Origin of the sequence: Rhizobium sp. BK619 (assembly GCF_014195245.1) — a bacterium.
GTDB classification, from domain to species: domain Bacteria; phylum Pseudomonadota; class Alphaproteobacteria; order Rhizobiales; family Rhizobiaceae; genus Rhizobium; species Rhizobium acidisoli.
Map to the genome: position 1 here is coordinate 44,160 of NZ_JACIBH010000002.1, position 17,177 is coordinate 61,336.

General features: G+C 60.2%; 19 protein-coding genes and 1 pseudogene. 5 read left to right on the plus strand and 15 right to left on the minus strand.

Annotated elements, in window-relative coordinates; all coding sequences use genetic code 11:
- Position 1 precedes the first annotated feature (1 nt).
- The 5 genes from FHX14_RS03635 to FHX14_RS03655 form a co-directional block, all read right to left on the minus strand.
- A complete protein-coding gene (locus FHX14_RS03635; protein WP_184376326.1) occupies positions 2 to 670 on the minus strand; it encodes a phosphoribosylanthranilate isomerase in 669 nt (222 codons plus the stop codon).
- Positions 671 to 745: 75 nt separating this feature from the next.
- Complete coding sequence (locus FHX14_RS03640) at positions 746 to 1,504, minus strand: SprT family zinc-dependent metalloprotease (protein ID WP_184376328.1); 759 nt, start codon at positions 1,502 to 1,504, stop codon at positions 746 to 748.
- An 87-nt stretch (positions 1,505 to 1,591) separates the two neighbouring features.
- Positions 1,592 to 2,026 (minus strand): DUF2852 domain-containing protein, encoded by a 435-nt coding sequence (locus FHX14_RS03645; RefSeq protein WP_003571403.1) that lies wholly within the window; start codon positions 2,024 to 2,026, stop codon positions 1,592 to 1,594.
- Between the two features lie 145 nt (positions 2,027 to 2,171).
- Positions 2,172 to 3,449 (minus strand): polyhydroxyalkanoate depolymerase, encoded by a 1,278-nt coding sequence (phaZ, locus tag FHX14_RS03650; RefSeq protein ID WP_184376330.1) that lies wholly within the window; start codon positions 3,447 to 3,449, stop codon positions 2,172 to 2,174.
- Between the two features lie 201 nt (positions 3,450 to 3,650).
- The gene (locus tag FHX14_RS03655; RefSeq protein WP_184376332.1) at positions 3,651 to 4,493 is read right to left on the minus strand and encodes a fumarylacetoacetate hydrolase family protein; all 843 of its coding nucleotides are present in this window, start codon (positions 4,491 to 4,493) and stop codon (positions 3,651 to 3,653) included.
- Positions 4,494 to 4,591: 98 nt separating this feature from the next.
- On the opposite strand from FHX14_RS03655, the pseudogene FHX14_RS03660 reads away from it, so the two are divergent.
- Positions 4,592 to 4,828, plus strand: a pseudogene (locus FHX14_RS03660) (nitroreductase); the annotation flags it as partial.
- A 66-nt stretch (positions 4,829 to 4,894) separates the two neighbouring features.
- Here FHX14_RS03660 and gyrB read toward each other — a convergent pair.
- The 5 genes from gyrB to FHX14_RS03685 all read right to left on the minus strand — a co-directional run bounded on the left by gyrB (position 4,895) and on the right by FHX14_RS03685 (position 10,224).
- A complete protein-coding gene (gyrB, locus tag FHX14_RS03665; RefSeq protein WP_054185496.1) occupies positions 4,895 to 7,330 on the minus strand; it encodes a DNA topoisomerase (ATP-hydrolyzing) subunit B in 2,436 nt (811 codons plus the stop codon).
- A 135-nt stretch (positions 7,331 to 7,465) separates the two neighbouring features.
- Entirely contained in the window at positions 7,466 to 7,843 is a 378-nt protein-coding gene (locus FHX14_RS03670) for a helix-turn-helix transcriptional regulator (RefSeq protein WP_012559396.1), read from the minus strand.
- Positions 7,840 to 8,409: a Smr/MutS family protein gene (locus tag FHX14_RS03675; RefSeq protein ID WP_184376333.1), complete on the minus strand. Its 570-nt coding sequence runs from the start codon at positions 8,407 to 8,409 to the stop codon at positions 7,840 to 7,842. The genes FHX14_RS03670 and FHX14_RS03675 overlap by 4 nt, the downstream gene beginning before the upstream one ends.
- A complete protein-coding gene (locus FHX14_RS03680) occupies positions 8,409 to 9,527 on the minus strand; it encodes a murein transglycosylase A (RefSeq protein ID WP_184376335.1) in 1,119 nt (372 codons plus the stop codon). Before FHX14_RS03680 ends, FHX14_RS03675 begins: the two co-directional genes overlap by 1 nt.
- On the minus strand, positions 9,520 to 10,224 hold the full coding sequence (locus tag FHX14_RS03685) for a Tim44/TimA family putative adaptor protein (protein WP_003589525.1): 705 nt from the start codon (positions 10,222 to 10,224) through the stop codon (positions 9,520 to 9,522). The genes FHX14_RS03680 and FHX14_RS03685 overlap by 8 nt, the downstream gene beginning before the upstream one ends.
- Positions 10,225 to 10,355: 131 nt before the next feature.
- Here FHX14_RS03685 and FHX14_RS03690 point away from each other — a divergent pair, with 131 nt between their 5' ends.
- Together FHX14_RS03690 and secB are read left to right on the plus strand one after the other, a co-directional pair.
- Positions 10,356 to 10,862, plus strand: coding sequence for an FxsA family protein (locus FHX14_RS03690; RefSeq protein ID WP_184376337.1), 507 nt, complete (start codon positions 10,356 to 10,358; stop codon positions 10,860 to 10,862).
- 101 nt (positions 10,863 to 10,963) lie between these two features.
- Positions 10,964 to 11,446: a protein-export chaperone SecB gene (gene secB, locus FHX14_RS03695; RefSeq protein WP_003589527.1), complete on the plus strand. Its 483-nt coding sequence runs from the start codon at positions 10,964 to 10,966 to the stop codon at positions 11,444 to 11,446.
- Between the two features lie 66 nt (positions 11,447 to 11,512).
- Here secB and dnaQ read toward each other — a convergent pair whose 3' ends face one another.
- Genes dnaQ through FHX14_RS03720 form a run of 5 tightly spaced genes read right to left on the minus strand, consistent with a single transcriptional unit; the run spans position 11,513 to position 15,144 of the window.
- Positions 11,513 to 12,235: a DNA polymerase III subunit epsilon gene (gene dnaQ / locus FHX14_RS03700; RefSeq protein ID WP_184376339.1), complete on the minus strand. Its 723-nt coding sequence runs from the start codon at positions 12,233 to 12,235 to the stop codon at positions 11,513 to 11,515.
- Positions 12,228 to 12,839, minus strand: a complete 612-nt coding sequence (coaE, locus tag FHX14_RS03705) for a dephospho-CoA kinase (RefSeq protein ID WP_184376340.1) — start codon at positions 12,837 to 12,839, stop codon at positions 12,228 to 12,230. The genes dnaQ and coaE overlap by 8 nt, the downstream gene beginning before the upstream one ends.
- Positions 12,840 to 13,697 carry a shikimate dehydrogenase gene (locus FHX14_RS03710; RefSeq protein WP_012559391.1) on the minus strand — a complete coding sequence of 286 codons (858 nt, stop codon included), beginning with the start codon at positions 13,695 to 13,697 and terminating at the stop codon, positions 12,840 to 12,842. It abuts the gene before it with no gap.
- Entirely contained in the window at positions 13,690 to 14,289 is a 600-nt protein-coding gene (locus FHX14_RS03715) for a Maf-like protein (protein ID WP_184376341.1), read from the minus strand. Before FHX14_RS03715 ends, FHX14_RS03710 begins: the two co-directional genes overlap by 8 nt.
- 33 nt (positions 14,290 to 14,322) lie before the next feature.
- Entirely contained in the window at positions 14,323 to 15,144 is an 822-nt protein-coding gene (locus FHX14_RS03720; RefSeq protein ID WP_003589532.1) for a pyruvate, water dikinase regulatory protein, read from the minus strand.
- 400 nt (positions 15,145 to 15,544) lie between these two features.
- Here FHX14_RS03720 and hemE point away from each other — a divergent pair, with 400 nt between their 5' ends.
- A complete protein-coding gene (gene hemE, locus FHX14_RS03725) occupies positions 15,545 to 16,591 on the plus strand; it encodes a uroporphyrinogen decarboxylase (RefSeq protein ID WP_054185482.1) in 1,047 nt (348 codons plus the stop codon).
- A 2-nt stretch (positions 16,592 to 16,593) separates the two neighbouring features.
- Complete coding sequence (gene hemJ, locus FHX14_RS03730) at positions 16,594 to 17,130, plus strand: protoporphyrinogen oxidase HemJ (RefSeq protein WP_184376342.1); 537 nt, start codon at positions 16,594 to 16,596, stop codon at positions 17,128 to 17,130.
- Positions 17,131 to 17,177: the final 47 nt, after the last annotated feature.

Sequence of the window (17,177 nt, forward strand, 5' to 3'; positions counted from 1 at the left end):
CTCAACTCCCTGAGGCCATGACAGGCGTATCCGCCTCTTCGACCGCATCGAAAAATTCATCGATCATTGCGACGCTCTTCACGCCAGGCGCAGTTTCGACGCCCGAGGAGACGTCGATACCACGTGCCTTGGTCTTCACAAGCGCATCCGCGACATTGTCCTTGTTCAACCCGCCTGAGAGCATGTAGTCGATGCTGCCGTCGAGCCAGCTCAAAAGGCTCCAGTCGAAGGAAATGCCGTTGCCGCCCGGCAGTTCCGAACCCTTCGGCGCTTTCGCGTCGAACAGGAAACGATCGGCGATGCCGATATAGGCTTCGACGCGCTTCAGATCGTCGGCCGTGCGCACGGAAAAGACTTTCATGACCGGCAGGCCATAGAGCGCCTTGATCGTCAGCACATGTTCGGGGCTCTCATTGCCGTGTAGCTGCAGAATATCCGGCTTCAACAGCGAGACGATCTCATCAAGCTCGTCGTTGGTGGGATCGACGACGACGGCGACGATCTTCGCCTTGCCACGCGCAGGCTCGGCCAGTTTACCCGCCAGGTCCGGCTCGATGTAACGAGGGCTCTTTTCGAAGAAGATAAAACCGATATGGGTCGCGCCGCGTTTCAGCGCACGATCGATCGCTTCTGGCGTCTTCAAGCCACAGATCTTGATATCGGGTTTCATGGCAGCGAAGTGACACGAAATGCAGCAAGAGTCGAGCCAATTTGCGTGCTAGGCTGCATTTAGCGCCAACGTCGATCAGTCGAAATCAATGGCGTGCAGCTGGCTTCCGTGCCGCTTCAGCCAGGATTTCGCTTCCTCCATGCCGGGGCAAAGCTTCTTGCAAAGCGCCCAGAAGTGAGGCCCGTGGTTCATCTCCTTGAGATGGGCAACTTCGTGGGCGGCGAGATAGTCGATCACCGAGGGCGGCGCCATGACGATGCGCCAGGAAAAGCTCAGATTTCCTTCCGACGAGCAGGAGCCCCAGCGGCTGCGCGTATCCTTCATCGAGATCGAGCGGATCGGCGCCCGGATCGTTGCGGCGTGCATGGTCGCCAGCTTCACCAGTTCGGCGCGCGCCTCCTTCTTGAGAAAGGCTGCGATGCGCCGTCCGACATGTTCCTCCATTCCGCTGACCCGCAGCACCGGTCTGCCGTCCACCAAAACCGCCTCCGTCAGGCCGCGCAAGCTGCCGGTATGCTGGATGCGATGGGACACGCCGCGAAAGAGAATTTCGCCGCCGTCGCGCAGACCGGCATCGGTCGAAAATTTGGCAAGTTTGGTGAGCAGCCAACCCTGATGCCGATCGAGAAAGGCATTGACCTCGCGCGCCGCAAGACCTTTCGGCACCGTCATCTTCAAGGCCCGGCCGCCCGGCTCAATGCGCAAGGTGATGCGCGTCGCCCGGTCATGCTGCTTGATGGTCAACGGCATCAGCCGGCCGGCCACCTCAAGCGTCCGGGTTTCGGGCGGCGCCGGTTTCCGCGCTTTCGGCCTTGTCTTCAGAAGCGAGAACATGGGTGTTTTCTATCCGATTCGCGGGGGGAGCGGACATAGAAAAACCGGCATCGGAAGATGCCGGTCATCAATTCAGCGTTCAGCCCTTCAAGGCGTCTGGTATTCGGCGACCGGGCCGTTGTCGTCACGCTTGGCGTTCTTGCGGTCACGCATGAAGCGATCGAACTCTTCCTGGTCCTTGGCGCGGCGAAGTTCGCGCATGTAGGCGTCGAATTCCTCGCGCATTTCATCGAGCTTGCGGCGCTCTTCCTCGATCCGGTCGATCTCGGCCTTGCGCCAGTCGTCGAAGGCGACGTTGCCGGTCGAGAAATGCGGGCGGTGACGGCCGTTCGAGCGGCGGCAGGAGGCAAAGAAGCCATCGGTCGCCTGGTTGACGTCACGCTTGAAGCCGCGCAGGCGGTCGCCGAAGATGATGTAGGCAAGCATGGCAAGACCCAGAGGCCAGAAAACCATGAAGCCGAGAATCATCAGGGCAATGGTAGCCGGAGTCCAATCCGGTCGAAGCAATGCTGACTGGTTCATCGTGCGGGTATCCCTCGCTTTCCACGCCCGGCAGGATACCGAACGCTGAAATCGATGTGGTTACCGCAATAACGACCTTCAAGACGATTGCCCATAAAATCGGACAAGGCCTTGAATACGTTTTGCTAATTCAGCTATGCCTGATTTAGGCTGTCCGCCCGCCCTTGATGACACGCGGGACCGGAGGCTTGACGGCAGAACGGGAATGCTGACGGACGAAATCGAGGATGCGCGGCGCGATCTCGCGGCGGAACCGCGAGCCGTTGAATACACCATAATGGCCGACATCCGGCTGCAGGTAATGCATGCGCATATCTTCGGGAATGTTGACGCAGATCGTCTGCGCCGCCTTGGTCTGGCCGACCCCCGAGATATCGTCATTCTCGCCTTCGACGGTCAGAAGCGCCACCTTGCGGATCGCTGCCGGATTGACGCGTTTGCCGCGATGCATCAATTCGCCCTTCGGCAGCGAATGCTTGATGAAGACCTGCTCGACCGTCTGCAGGTAGAATTCGGCGGTCAGATCCATGACGGCGAGATATTCGTCGTAGAAATCGCGATGTTTTTCCGGTTCGCCGTCGTTCTTCACGAGATGCATGAAGAATTCCTTGTGCGCGACGAGATGCCGGTCAAGATTCATCGACATGAATCCCGAAAGCTGCAGGAATCCCGGATAAACCGGGCGCATGAAGCCCGGCTGCGGCCAGGGCACGTTCATGATGACATTGTCGGAGAACCACTGCAGCGACCGCTCCTGGGCGAGCTTGTTGACCGCCGTCGGGTTGATGCGGGTGTCGATCGGGCCGCCCATCAGCGTCATCGACGCCGGCGACAGCGGATCATTGGCTTCCTCCATCACCGCAGCCGCAGCCAGCACCGGAACGGAAGGCTGACAGACGGCGATCACATGGGTGTCGTGACCGAGGAAATGCAGCATCTCGATGACATAATCGACATAATCGTCGAAATCGAAGGTGCCTTCCGTCATCGGCACCATGCGGGCGTCGATCCAGTCGGTGATGTAGACATCGGCGCTCGGTAGCAGCGCCTCCACCGTGCCGCGCAGCAGCGTCGCATAATGGCCGGACATCGGCGCAACAATCAGAATACGCGGATCGTTGCCGCGGGCGGCTGGAGCATTGCGGGCAAAATGCAGGAGATTGCAGAAGGGCCGCGACCAGACGATCTCTTCGCGGACGGAAACCATCCGATCGCCGATCGTCGTCTGCTTCAGTCCGAATTCCGGCTTGCCGTAACGGCGCGTCGTGCGTTCGAACATTTCGAGGCTTGCCGCCATCGTCCGGCCGAGCGGCGTATGGGAAAACGGGTTCAGCGGATTGGCATAGGCAAATCGCATGATATCAGCCGCGGCGCGAAACGGCGCCATGGCGGCATGGTTCAATTCATAAAGCTGATAAAACAAAGGCGCCACCTTTCTCTATCGAAAAGATGAGGCCGATTGAGCGGCATCGACTCTTTCCGTTACGCGGGCACGTAACGCAGACTAACAGTTTTTTGTTGCACAGCAACATGGACGAACCAGACCCACACAAGAAATGCCGGAGATTTGATCCCCGGCATCATAATCGCCCTGAAAACTTAAGTTTCTCAGCAGGAAGCGTCGTTAACGGTCCGCTACGAAGGTCTGCTTCTGTGTGCCCAGACCTTCGATGCCGAGTTCGACCACGTCGCCGGCCTTGAGATAACGCGGCGGCTTGAGGCCCATGCCGACGCCCGGAGGCGTGCCGGTCGAGATCACGTCGCCGGGATGCAGCGACATGAACTGGCTGAGGTAGGAGACCAGGAAAGCCACGCCGTAAACCATGGTCTTCGACGAGCCGTTCTGCATCTTCTGGCCGTTGACCGTCAGCCACATGCCGAGGTTCTGCGGTTCCGGAACCTCGTCCTTGGTCACGAGCCATGGGCCGATCGGGCCGAAGGTGTCGCAGGATTTGCCCTTCGTCCATTGCCCGGACCGCTCGGTCTGGAAAGCGCGCTCGGAGACATCGTTGGAGACGCAATAACCGGCGACGTAATCCAGCGCTTCGGCTTCCGTTACATATTTGGCAGTCTTGCCGATGACGACGCCAAGTTCGACTTCCCAATCGGTCTTTTCCGAACCACGGGGGATGATGACATCGTCGTTCGGGCCGACGATTGCCGATGTTGCTTTCATGAAGATGATCGGCTCGGGCGGAACGGTTGCGCCGGTTTCGGCAGCATGATCCGAATAATTCAAGCCGATGCAGATGAATTTGCCAGTGCCGGCGACGCAGGCGCCGATACGGCCGGGCATAAGTTCCGGAAGGCTCTTCGGATCGATCGCCGCTATTTTTGCCAGGCCTGCCGGCGTGATCGCCTCGCCGGCGATATCGGCAACATGGCCGGAGAGATCGCGGATCTTGCCATCGGCGTCGAGAAGCGCGGGTTTTTCATTGCCTGCTTGGCCAACACGCATCAGCTTCATGGAATTTCCTCCTCATCGAAAAAACGGATTTGCAGCCACCTATGAACGAATTATTCACCGGTGTCATTACGGCTTTGGCGCGAAGCGGTACGGCTTTCCTGAAATTCAGTCGGATTTCGGCGATGTTCTACGCCCATGGCATGGGCGGCATAAAACACCAGGACATCATGAAGAGCTTCGGCATCCCCGAGGGTTATCGGGTGGAAGCCGGCGTTGCCGTCGGCCGTCTGGCCGACAAGAGCGTTCTTTCCGAACGTAACCAGGCGCGCGAATTCCCCAGTCAGCGCAAACCGCTCGCCGAGGTGGCGTTCAACGGCCGTTTCGTCGCGGATTAAGCGCCCGACACAAGCAAAAGCCCCGCCGTCTGGGGACAGCGGGGCTTTTGCTTGTAAAAATAACAATCAGATATCGAGGTTTGCGACGCTCAGCGCGTTGTCCTGGATAAATTCGCGCCGCGGTTCGACTTCGTCACCCATCAACCGGGCGAAGAGACCGTCGGCATCGGTGGCGTCGGGGACCTTGACCTGCAGCAGCGAACGGACGTTCGGATCGAGCGTGGTTTCCCAGAGCTGCTCGGCATTCATCTCGCCAAGACCCTTATAGCGCTGCATCGTCAGGCCCTTGCGGCCGGTCGCGAAGATTGCATCGAGCAAGGCGCGCGGGCCCGAAATCTCGAGGTCGCCTTCGCGGCGATGCAGCGACGGCGGCGTCTGATAGATTTCCTTGAGCCGTGACGTCAGCTGGTCGATATGCCGAGCATCCGAGGAGCCGATCAGCGCCATGTCGAGCACGACGATTTCCTTGACGCCGCGGACCATGCGTTCGAGACGCAGACCGCCATCGCTGGTCAGATCGCCCTGCCAGCCACGTTCGGTTTCCTCGGCGATGATGTCGAGGCGGCTTGCTACCTCGCTCGTCAATGCCTGGGCTCTTGCCCGGTCGCTGACGCGTTCGGCATTGAGAGCGCCGGCGATCGCCGCCTGTTCGATGGCCGCACGATTGTAACGCGAATGGAGATTGTCGAGCAAAGCGCGCATGCGCAACGCATCGAGGATAACCTCACGCAGATCCTGGCCGGTGCGGACTTCGCCGCTGCCGAGCTTCAGCGCCGCATCTTCCAGGCCCTGGCTGATGAGGTATTCCTCCAGCGCCTTTTCGTCCTTCAGATACTGCACCGACTTGCCGCGCGAGACCTTATAGAGCGGCGGCTGGGCGATATAGAGATGGCCGCGCTCGATCAGTTCCGGCATCTGGCGGAAGAAAAAGGTCAGCAGCAAGGTGCGGATATGGGCGCCGTCGACGTCAGCATCCGTCATGATGATGATCTTGTGATAGCGCAGCTTTTCGACGTTGAACTCGTCCTTGCCGATGCCGGTGCCGAGTGCTGTGATCAGCGTGCCGATTTCCTGGCTCGACAGCATCTTGTCGAAACGGGCACGCTCGACATTGAGGATCTTGCCGCGCAACGGCAGGATCGCCTGGTTTTCGCGCGAGCGGCCCTGCTTGGCCGAGCCGCCGGCGGAATCGCCCTCGACGAGGAAGACTTCCGATTTTGTCGGATCACGCTCTGAGCAGTCGGCGAGCTTGCCGGGCAGCGAGGCGATATCGAGGGCGCCCTTGCGACGGGTCAATTCGCGGGCCTTGCGGGCCGCTTCGCGCGCGGCCGCTGCTTCGACGACTTTTCCGACGAGAATCTTGGCTTCGCTCGGATGCTCTTCGAACCAGGTGTTCAGCGCCTCGTTGACGAGACTTTCAACAACCGGACGGACTTCCGAGGAGACAAGCTTATCCTTGGTCTGCGAGGAAAATTTCGGATCGGGCACCTTGACCGAGAGCACCGCCGTCAGGCCTTCGCGGCAATCCTCGCCCTGCAGCGTCACCTTTTCCCTTTTGGTGATGCCGGAACTGTCGGCGTAGGATACGACCTGGCGTGTCAAGGCCGCGCGGAAGCCGGCCATATGCGTGCCGCCGTCGCGCTGCGGGATGTTGTTGGTGAAGCAGAGCACGTTCTCGTGGTAGCTGTCGTTCCACCACATCGCCACTTCGACGGTAATGCCGTCCTTTTCGCCGCGGATGGCGACCGGCTTGTCGACGAGCGACTTCTTGGCCCGGTCGAGATAGGCGACGAAAGCCTCGAGGCCGCCGTCATAACGCAGCTCTTCCTGCTTGATATCGGAATGGCGCTTGTCGGTCAGCAGGATGCGCACGCCCGAGTTCAGGAAGGCAAGTTCGCGCAGGCGATGCTCGAGCGTGCCGTAGTCGAACTCCGTCATGGTAAAGGTGTCGGTGCTCGGCATGAAGCTCACTTCCGTGCCGGTCTCGTTGGGCGCTTCGCCGGTGACCTTGAGCGGAGCATCGGCCACGCCATGGGTGAAGCTCATTTCATGGATCTTGTCGTGGCGGCGGATCTTCAGCTTCAGCCAGACAGACAATGCGTTGACGACGGAGACGCCGACGCCGTGCAGGCCGCCGGAGACCTTGTAGGAATTCTGGTCGAACTTGCCGCCGGCGTGCAGCTGCGTCATGATGACTTCGGCCGCCGACACACCTTCGCCGGTATGAATGTCCGTCGGGATGCCGCGGCCGTTGTCGGTGACGGTCACCGAGCCATCCGGATTGAGCGTGACGGTGACGATGTCGGCATGGCCGGCAAGCGCTTCGTCGATCGCGTTGTCGACGACTTCATAGACCATGTGATGAAGGCCGGAGCCATCGTCGGTATCGCCGATATACATGCCGGGACGCTTGCGCACGGCATCAAGGCCCTTCAGAACCTTGATGGAATCTGCGCCATATTCGGTGCTTACGCCGTTTTCCGTCGCGGATGTATCGCTCATTCTGTCGAGATTTTCCCTGTTGTCGTAAAGCTGCGGCGCGCCTTGCGAATCACCGGCTTTCTTCACTCTCGTATATAGGTTTTTTGGACACACTTCCCAATGGCAAGTCCCCTGAACAAGCCATAAAACAGGGGATTATGACGCTTTTCCGTCGCCTTTGACGCCATTTTCGAGAAGAGCGGATAGCCGGCCTATCTCTGCACTGTCAAGGCTGCGGATCCGCCGCGCCAATCGGTTGGCAAATTCGGTATATTCCGGCGGCAGGCCTGATGTGTCGATGACGACGCGCGGGTCGGAGGAGCGGGCGAGCAGAAACAGTTCCTCGGCCTCATCCCAGATGATGTTGAAATAACCGGCGATGCGCTGCAGCAGATCGAATGTCGGCAAACCACGCTTGCCATGTTCCAGCGCCGAGAGATAGGCGGGAGAGACATTCAGCGCTTCCGCCATCTCCTTCTGCGAGACACCCTTACGCGCTCTCAACTTGCGAATCGCCTCACCGAAAGGGGTCATGGCTTTTCCCCATGCCGCCGCGACAGGCGAATGTAGAGAGCGCCCTCCCCGCCGTGATGCTGTGCGGCCGGCTCATAAGACGAGATCAGGTAGCGGAATTCCGGCTTCGAGAACCAGAGCGGCACGGCCCGCTTCAGCGCGCCGTCGCTGCCCATCGAGCTGCCCTTGCCGGTGATGACCAGGACGTGGCGCATGCCGCGCTCGTGGGCGCGGATCAGGAAATCGAGCAGGATGACATGAGCCTCGCTCTGCACCAGCCCATGCAGGTCGATCCGCGCTTCGAGCGCCAGCCGGCCCTTGGCGATCTTGCGCTTGACCGGCTTTTCCAGCGGATGATGCACGCCTGCCGGCGGTTTCGGCGCCGAGGGTGCTGCCGGCTGCGGCGGCAGAGGCGCGGCGGAGGTCTGCTTTCCTGCCTTCTCCTGTTCGGCCGCCGCTTCGGTTTCGACAAGAAAAGCATCGAGTTCGGTCAACGCACCCCCCTTGCCGGGCATCGGCCGCGTGCTGCGGGCAACCTTGCCCCAGAGGATCCTCTCGTCCGCGCTGAGTTTTCGATCCCTGGCCATCAGGCGAACCGTCCGGCGGCGCCCCGGGGAATAAGGATGGCGAAATCGGCGTCGTTGCGGACGGTGCCGGCCCTTTCTCCCGCCATGTCTCCCGAGCCGGTGAAGATATCGCCGCGCGCCGGTCCGACGATCGCCGAGCCGGTATCGAGCGCCAGCATCAGCCGGCGGAAGGGCCGGCCGTCATCGAGATGGGTGAGGCTTTCGGAGCGGATGAAAAAGGGAAAGCCGAAGGTATGGATCATCCGGTCGACGGCAAGCGAACGGCCGGCGAGAAGCGGCACCTTGGCGGCGGCAATCGGACCGGCCTCGGGATCGGCCACCATCGCCTCCCGAAAGAAGATATAGGAGCGGTTATGCCACAGCACCTCGTCGACGTGCTCGGGATTGCGCGCCAGCCAGGCGCGGATCGTCTGCATCGAAATGTCGGCGCGAGCGATCTCGCCTCGGTCGATCAGCAGCTTGCCGACCGCCGAGAAAGGATGGCCGGCCTTCGCCGCATAGGTGATGCGGCCGATGCGGCCATCGCTGTAACGCAAACGGGCCGCACCCTGCACATGCACGAAGAACACATCGACCTTCGACTTCGCCCAGGCGATTTCGAGACCGCGGCCTTCGAGAAAACCCTGGTCGATGGCGCGGCGATCCGGATAGGCAGCGATATGGCCATCATGCAGGCGGCCGAAAGCATAGGAATTGTCGAGCTCGGCGGGGCGATTGGCATCGTCGAGATCGATCAGATCGTCCGGGCGCCGGTAGAAAGGAAAACGGAAAACTTTGTCCGGCCGCTCCGACACCTCGATATCAGGTTCGTAAAAGGCGGTGACGAAACCGGGATTGCCATCCTTGCGGCGAATCAGGAAGGGCCGACAATGCCTCTCGAAAAAGGCGCGCGCCGCTGATGGCGATGACGGCGTGAAATCTTCGGCGGCGTGCAGAAGCGGCAGCAGGTCTTCCGAACTCAGGCCAAGCGATCCGGTGCGGTAGGCTTTGACATCGCTGATCTGGCGGCGGCAGCGGCGCATGACTTCAAAAAGGCCGGAGGGATCGTCATCCTTCCAGCCTTCCAGGGTGTCGAAGCTTATGGCCTGCAGGACGAAGTCCGATGCGTGGTCACTCATGTTCCGATTCGGTCGCCACGAGTTTCCAGTTCGGATCGCGCGAGCGGGTGTCGCGGGCGAAGGTCCAGAGATCGTTGACCTCGGCGACGTTTTCGGCGTCGCCTTCGATCAGCACATCCGCTTTGTCGTAAGTGGCCGATATCAGCTGGCTGATGATGCGAACGGTGATCTGCGCTTCGCTGCCCTTCGTCTCCGCATGGGTGATTTCGGCCTTGTCGATGCCGACGAAGGTGGACTTCACTTTCTCGCCCCGGGTTTCGCGCTCGCCGATCGCAGCATCGAAGCCGTCGTAGACCTCGCGCGACAGCAGGTTCTTCAGGGTTTTCCGGTCACCATCGGCATAGGCCATGACGATCATCTCGTAAGCCATGCGGGCGCCGTTCAGAAACTCCTTCGGGCTGAAGGCCGGATCGGCCTTGTTCAGCGCGCGCAGTGATTCGTTGAGCGGCGTTCCGGGTGCGGCGAAGGCGTCGATGGCGGCGAAACGATCCTCATCCTCCGTCGTCGCGTCGCGGCGCGGCAGCGTCACGACCTTGCCGGCATCGGCGGCTTCGGCCGGAGCCGCATCGCGCGGCGTATAGAGATCGCGCGGCGGCTTCTCATTTCCGGTGCGGCGCCCGAGCACGGAGCGGAGCTGAAAGAAAATCAGCACAGCCGCCACCAGGAAGAATAATGTGATGAAGTCGTTCGAACTCATATCGTATCGCAGCCGCCGTTAACATCTCTGATTTGTACTCCCATATAGTCTGCCTATACAGATGATTCAAATGATGGCTGGCATCTTCGCCGGCGCCAAGAGGAGACCGGCAAGCCCGGGACATCACGACCATGCGTTTTTCCATCCTGCCGGCTTTCATTCTGCTGCTGCCGCTCGCCGAAATTGCCGGTTTCGTCGTCGTCGGCCGCGCAATCGGATTGTGGCTGACGCTGGCGCTCGTCATGCTGGGCTTCGTTCTCGGGATGGTTCTGCTGCGCCGGCAGGGCATCGGTATTTTGCGCCGCATGTCGAGCGAAGGACGAAACGGGGTAATGCCGGGCCGCGAGTTGCTGCGGCCGGCGATGAACGTCATCGCCTCGCTGCTGCTCATCATTCCCGGTTTCATCACGGATGTCATCGCCATCCTGATTCTCATTCCGCCGGTGCGTGATTTCGTCTGGCGGTGGGTCGCCAAACGCTTCGTCACCGTCAACGCCAGGAGCGGCTTTTCCGCTGGCCCGAAGCCGGATTTCCGCGACCGCAACCAGAATTCGAAGGTGGTCGATCTCGACGACGAGGACTATCATAGGGAGCCGGACCGCAACTCGCCATGGTCGGGCAAACATCTCGGGGATTGAGGCGCTTCGACCGATCAACGGCGGCAAGCGCTCAGGGTTGTAAGCCCTTCCCTGAAATGTTAGATGGCGGCACCATTCCCATGCCCCTCGAGGAAAAGCCAATGGCAGACGATAACAACACCAACGGTGCGGCCAGCCCCACCCTTTCGATCCTTGCGCAGTATACCAAGGACCTCTCCTTCGAAAATCCGGGTGCGCCGCGTTCGCTGCAGGCCCGCGACAAGGCGCCGACGATCAACATCAATGTGAACGTCAACGCCAACCCGCTTTCGGATACGGATTTCGATGTCGTGCTGTCGCTGAATGCGGAAGCCAAGGACGGCGACAAGACGGTGTTCCATACCGAACTGGCTTATGGCGGCGTCTTCCGCGTTGCCGGTTTCCCGCAGGAACATATGCTGCCGGTTCTCTTCATCGAGTGCCCGCGCATGCTCTTCCCCTTCGCCCGTCAGATCATCGCCGACGTCACCCGCAACGGCGGTTTCCCGCCGCTGATGATCGACCCGATCGACTTCACGCAGATGTTCGCCCAGCGCGTTGCCGAGGAACAGGCCCGCGCCAAGGTTGAGGCCGTTCCGAACTGATCGGATTTTTCGGTTTTGAGATGCGGATGCCCGGGCAAGTCCCGGGCATTTTCAATTGCGGCCGGTTTAGTTCAGGCTGGCGTATTTCGCCCAGATGCCTTTCTCGCCGAGCTTGGCGACGAGCGCCTCATGCGCCTGCGCCTCGGACTGGCTGAGGCGGGGGGCAAGCGGGCGGGGCCGCTCGAGCACGGATGCAATCATCACATCGTCTTGCTCAGTCGCATTGCCGCGACCGTTCTGACCTGATGTAGCGGTCATGCTCAGGCCGAAAGCTGCCTGCCTGCCGCCGATCATCTCGATATAGACTTCGGCGAGCAGTTCGGAGTCGAGCAGCGCGCCGTGTTTGGTGCGGTGCGAATTGTCGATGCCGTAACGCCGGCAGAGCGCGTCGAGCGAATTCGGGCCCATCGGATGTTTGCGCCGCGCCATCGACAGAGTATCGAGCACCCGCTCCGGCAGAATCGGCGGCAAACCGATCCGCGCCAATTCGGCGTTGATGAAGCCCATATCGAAGGTGGCGTTGTGGGCAATCCACTTGGCGTCGCCGAAGAAGGTCAGGATTTCCTCGGCGACCTCGGCGAAGGGTTTCTTGTCCTTCAGGAATTCGTCGGTGATGCCGTGCACGGCGAGTGCATCCGGATGAACCTTCTGATCGCCGGGATTGATGTAGATATGGATCACATTGCCGGTCGGGAAATGATTGAATAGCTCGATGCCGCCGATTTCGATGATGCGGTCGGCGCGGTTGTCGAGGCCGGTGGTTTCCGTATCGAAGATGATCTCACGCATTCCGGAAATCTCCCTTGGCAATCCGCGTTTTCAGGTCGGCGATAATCTCCAGCACCCGTTCCTTCGTCTCCGCGATACTGCGGCTGCTGTCGATCAGATAATCCGCCCGGCGCCGTTTTTCCGCGTCCGGCGTCTGGCGTGAGAGAATCATCTCGAATTTTTCCTCGGTCATGCCTTCGCGCGCAAGCACCCTGTCGCGTTGAATCTGTGGACCGGCGCTGACGACGACGACGACATCCACTCTTTCCGAGGCATTGGTTTCGAAGAGCAGGGGAATATCGAGCACGACCATCTCGGCGCCGGCACGGCGCTGCCGCTTTAAAAATTCCGTCTCGCGTTTGCGCACCAGCGGATGGACGATCGCTTCCAGGCGTTTGAAGCCGCCGGGATCAAGCGCCAGCTGACGGCCAAGTTCGTGCCGGTCGACGGCGCCATCCTTCATCGTGCCGGGAAAGGCGGCATCCACCAGGGGTGCGGCCTCGCCGGCATAAAGATCGTGGACCACGGCATCCGAATCGTTCAGTGGGATCCCCGCCTCGGCAAAGAGCTTACCCGCCGTCGATTTTCCCATACCGATGGAGCCGGTCAGTCCGATCTTCAGCATTCAGTGTGCTTCCATATCGGCGATGATCAGCGCGCGCAGCGCCGCGTCGACCGCAGGACGCTTGCCGAACCATTTTTCGAATCCCGGCACGGCCTGATGCAGCAGCATGCCGAGACCATCGACGATCGGAAATCCCTGCTCTTGCGCCTGCGCCAGGATCGGCGTCTTCAGGGGGACATAGACGATATCGGTGACGACGGCCTCAGCCGCAAGAGGGGTGAAATCGAGCTGGGGTGCGGCCTCGCCATCCATGCCGAGCGAGGTGGTATTGATGAACAGACCGGCGCCTTTCATCACTTCGGCCAGGGCGCCGATCGGGTGGGCCTGAACTTTCGGGCCAAAGCGATCGGCCAGTTCACGGGCGCGTTCGACGGTGCGGTTGACGACGTGGATCGTCTTGAAACCACGATCACGAACCGCCTGGATGATCGCCCGGCTGGCGCCGCCGGCGCCAAAGACGACCGCCGTGTCCTGGCGGTCCCAGCCCGGATGGCGTTCGTCGAGATTGGCGGTGAAGCCGCGGCCGTCGGTGTTCGTCGCATGCAGCAGGCCATCGTCCAGCCAAAGCGTGTTCGAGGCGCCGAGCTCGTGCGATAGTTCGTCCGGCTTGTCGGCGAGACGGAAAGCCAGTTCCTTGTGGGGAATGGTGACATTGCCGCCGGTAAAGCCGGAACTGCCATCCTTCAGCGAAGCGATGAAATCGGCAAAGGCCTCGGGCGCCACTTCATGGGCGCGATAGCTGCCTGGCAGGCCGAGCGTCTTCAGCCAATATCCGTGGATCAACGGTGAGCGCGAATGCTTGACCGGAAAGCCCGTGACAAACGCTTTCGGCCCGAATGTTTCACGTGAATCACCCATCGATCGCTCCGAGGTCTCGTAATTTTTCCAGAAGCGGCAGCATCGGCAGGCCGAGAATGGTGAAATAATCACCTTCGATTTTCTCGAACAGCTGGATGCCCTCCCCTTCCAATTGATAGGCGCCGACGCTGGAGAGCGCCTTGTTGCCGACCCGGGCCAGGTGCCGGCCAATGAAATCCGCCGTCAGCGGCCGCATTGTCAGATCGGCATGGGCGAGATGTTCCCACACCACAACACCGTTGCGGACGATTGCCACAGCGCTGTTCAACCGGTGGGTTGCTTCCGAAAGAGTCTGAAGGTGATTGGCCGCCTCTACCATATCCGTGGGCTTATGGAAGACGCGATCGCCGAGCGACATCGTCTGATCCGAACCGATGACCAGGCCATCGCGGAAACGGCTGCTGACCTCTTCGGCCTTGGCCCTGGCGAGAACGAGAGCAACGGCATCTGGTTGAGCGCCGGCTTTTTCCAACGGGGCTTCGACCGCCCGTTCATCGATCTGCGCGGCATGCGCCTCGAAGGATAGGCCGGCATTTTCCATCAGCATCCGTCGAAACGGGCTCGACGATGCAAGGATGAGTTTTGTTGTCATAGGCTCCTCGACGTACCGGCTGCCGGTCAGCGCTTAGCGCAGCTTTGGGCGCAGGGCAACGATTGCCGCGGCGGTTTCCTCGATGGAGCGGCGAGTGACGTCGATCAGCGGCCAGTTGTGGCGAGCGCAGAGCGAGCGGGCATATTTCAGCTCCTCGGATATTGCGGCGCGATCGGTGTAGTGTTCACGATCGAAGCCATGCGTCGCGCCGAGGATACGATTTTCCCGCACCTGGGAGATACGGTCGGTGGTGGCGATCAGGCAGACGATCAGCGGCTTGGTCGTCGTGAACAGGCTCTCCGGCAACGGCACGCCATAAACGATCGGAATGTTCGCCGTCTTGATGCCGCGGTTGGCAAGGTAGATGCTGGTCGGTGTTTTCGACGTGCGGCTGATGCCGATGATGACGACATCGGCGTCATTATAATCGTCCGGCATCTGGCCATCGTCATGATCCATGGTGAAATTCAACGCTTCGATGCGCGCGAAGTATCCGGCATTCATCACATGCTGGGCACCGACCCGACGGCGCGACGGCGCACCGAGATAGATCTGAAACGCATTCATGACCGGCTCCAGCACATTCACCGAGGCGACACCCATCTCGACGCAGCGTTCATCGATCAGGCTCGCAAGCTCCCGGTCGACGATCGTATAGAGCACGATGCCGGGGGCATCATCGATCGCCTGCAGAACCGGCAGCAGCTGCTTGCGGTTACGGATCAGCGGATAGACATGTTCGATCGGCTGCGCGGATCTGAACTGCGCCGATGCGGCGCGCCCGGCGGAGATCAGAGTCTCCCCGGTTGAGTCAGAAATCAGATGCAGATGAAAGAAGTTCGTTCTGTTCTCCACGCTATTTTCCACTGCCTGTTGAAAAGACTGGATGAAACAGAGCTAAGGCGGCGAGGCATCTCCCGGCAAGGGAAAACATGCCCCCTTATCCACATTTCGAATTTTGCAGATCGGTTTCGGCAGGCCCTGTGGACGATGTGGAAGAGGTTGAATTGTCGAGATGAGGTCCACAGCTTATCCACAGCCACGAGAAAAATCATTGATCCGGAAGGATTTGGAATCATTTTCAGATTCGGTTTCTCCCCGAACTTTCGATGAAATGGCGAAATCCTTCCGATATTTTTTGCGAGCACGCGACAAATGGCATCGGCAGTGGATGGATTTTAATCCTTGATAGACACCGACTCTAAGAAATAGAAACCTTTTAAAATATCTTTGATTTTTTATAGGGAAGAAGCGCTTGAGCGACACGCGCCGAAAGATCATGAGGGTTCTCGAAGGTGAAAGCCTCTCCCCTCCTCCTCTCTGGCTGATGAGACAGGCGGGACGTTATCTCCCGGAATATCGGCAGACACGGGCAAAGGCCGGAAGTTTCCTCGATCTCTGTTATACGCCCGATCATGCCGTCGAAGTGACATTGCAGCCGATCCGCCGTTATGGCTTTGACGCCGCCATTCTGTTTTCCGATATCCTGGTCATTCCCGATGCAATGAAGCGGAACGTCCGGTTCACCGAGGGTCATGGCCCTGAGATGGATCCAATCGATGAAGCCGGTATCGGGCGATTGAACGGGGAAGAGGTCGTCGATTATCTCAGACCGGTTCTGGAAACGGTGCGGCGGCTGCGCCAGGAGTTGCCTGATGAGACGACGCTGCTCGGCTTCTGCGGGGCGCCCTGGACGGTTGCGACCTATATGATCGCCGGTCACGGCACGCCGGATCAGGCCCCTGCCCGTCTCTTCGCCTACAAACATCCCCGCGCCTTCGAACAGCTGCTGATGCTGCTTGCGGATGTGTCGGCCGATTATCTCGTCGCCCAGATCGATGCCGGCGCCGATGCCGTGCAGATCTTCGATTCCTGGGCTGGCGTTCTCGGCGAGAGGGAGTTCGAGGCGTTCGCGATCCGGCCGGTTGCGCGAATGATCGCTTCGGTCAAATCGCAGCGGCCGCAGGCGCGCATCATCGCCTTTGCCAAGGGCGCCGGTTACCAGCTGAAGAACTATCGTCAGAAGACGGGCGCCGATGCGATCGGCCTCGACTGGTCGGTGCCTTTGGCCTTTGCCGCCGAACTTCAGAAGGACGGACCGGTGCAGGGCAATCTCGATCCGATGCGCGTCGTTGCCGGCGGGCGGGCGCTCGAAGAGGGTATTGACGATATTCTGCAGCATCTCGGCCATGGCCCGCTGATTTTCAATCTCGGCCACGGCATCACGCCGCAGGCCGACCCCGAGCATGTGCGCCTGCTGGTCGATCGCGTGCGGGGCGGCCAGATGCGAGGCGGGAAGTGACGATGGAAAGGCAGACCGATCGCAGACCCGGCGCCTATGCCCGCCGGCGCGCCCATTTTGCGCTGGTTTTCTTCGCGCTGATGGCGGTCGGGCTTTTCGCCTGGAACCCTGATAATCTCTATCTCTGGATCAAGGCGCTGCACATCATCGCGGTGATTTCCTGGATGGCCGGGTTGTTCTATATGCCGCGGCTGTTCATCTACCACACCGATGCCGAACCGGGCTCGGTGCAATCGGAAACCTTCAAGGTGATGGAGCGCCGGCTGCTTCGGATCATCATGACGCCGGCGATGATGCTGACGTGGATTTTCGGCCTCTATCTCGCCTGGTCCGTCTATGGATTCCAGGGCGGCTGGCTGCATGCCAAGATCGGCCTCGTCGTGCTGCTGACCGGTGTTCATATGTTTTTCAGCCGCGCGGTCCGCGCCTTCGAGCGAGATGAAAATCGCCGCTCCGCGCGCTATTGGCGCTTCATGAACGAAGCGCCGACCTTGCTGATGATCGTGATCGTGATCCTTGTCGTGGTGAAGCCCTTCTGAGGCGAAAATCGCCCTCAGGTTAAATTTGCTTCATTTTAAGCAGCCCT

Coding starts and splice junctions, on each gene's coding strand:
- FHX14_RS03635 (WP_184376326.1), bottom strand. CDS start 670: ATGAAACCCGATATCAAGATCTGTGGCTTGAAGACGCCAGAAGCGATC.
- FHX14_RS03640 (WP_184376328.1), bottom strand. CDS start 1,504: ATGTTCTCGCTTCTGAAGACAAGGCCGAAAGCGCGGAAACCGGCGCCG.
- FHX14_RS03645 (WP_003571403.1), bottom strand. CDS start 2,026: ATGAACCAGTCAGCATTGCTTCGACCGGATTGGACTCCGGCTACCATT.
- FHX14_RS03655 (WP_184376332.1), bottom strand. CDS start 4,493: ATGAAGCTGATGCGTGTTGGCCAAGCAGGCAATGAAAAACCCGCGCTT.
- gyrB (WP_054185496.1), bottom strand. CDS start 7,330: ATGAGCGATACATCCGCGACGGAAAACGGCGTAAGCACCGAATATGGC.
- FHX14_RS03670 (WP_012559396.1), bottom strand. CDS start 7,843: ATGACCCCTTTCGGTGAGGCGATTCGCAAGTTGAGAGCGCGTAAGGGT.
- FHX14_RS03675 (WP_184376333.1), bottom strand. CDS start 8,409: ATGGCCAGGGATCGAAAACTCAGCGCGGACGAGAGGATCCTCTGGGGC.
- FHX14_RS03680 (WP_184376335.1), bottom strand. CDS start 9,527: ATGAGTGACCACGCATCGGACTTCGTCCTGCAGGCCATAAGCTTCGAC.
- FHX14_RS03685 (WP_003589525.1), bottom strand. CDS start 10,224: ATGAGTTCGAACGACTTCATCACATTATTCTTCCTGGTGGCGGCTGTG.
- FHX14_RS03690 (WP_184376337.1), top strand. CDS start 10,356: ATGCGTTTTTCCATCCTGCCGGCTTTCATTCTGCTGCTGCCGCTCGCC.
- secB (WP_003589527.1), top strand. CDS start 10,964: ATGGCAGACGATAACAACACCAACGGTGCGGCCAGCCCCACCCTTTCG.
- dnaQ (WP_184376339.1), bottom strand. CDS start 12,235: ATGCGTGAGATCATCTTCGATACGGAAACCACCGGCCTCGACAACCGC.
- coaE (WP_184376340.1), bottom strand. CDS start 12,839: ATGCTGAAGATCGGACTGACCGGCTCCATCGGTATGGGAAAATCGACG.
- FHX14_RS03710 (WP_012559391.1), bottom strand. CDS start 13,697: ATGGGTGATTCACGTGAAACATTCGGGCCGAAAGCGTTTGTCACGGGC.
- FHX14_RS03715 (WP_184376341.1), bottom strand. CDS start 14,289: ATGACAACAAAACTCATCCTTGCATCGTCGAGCCCGTTTCGACGGATG.
- hemJ (WP_184376342.1), top strand. CDS start 16,594: ATGGAAAGGCAGACCGATCGCAGACCCGGCGCCTATGCCCGCCGGCGC.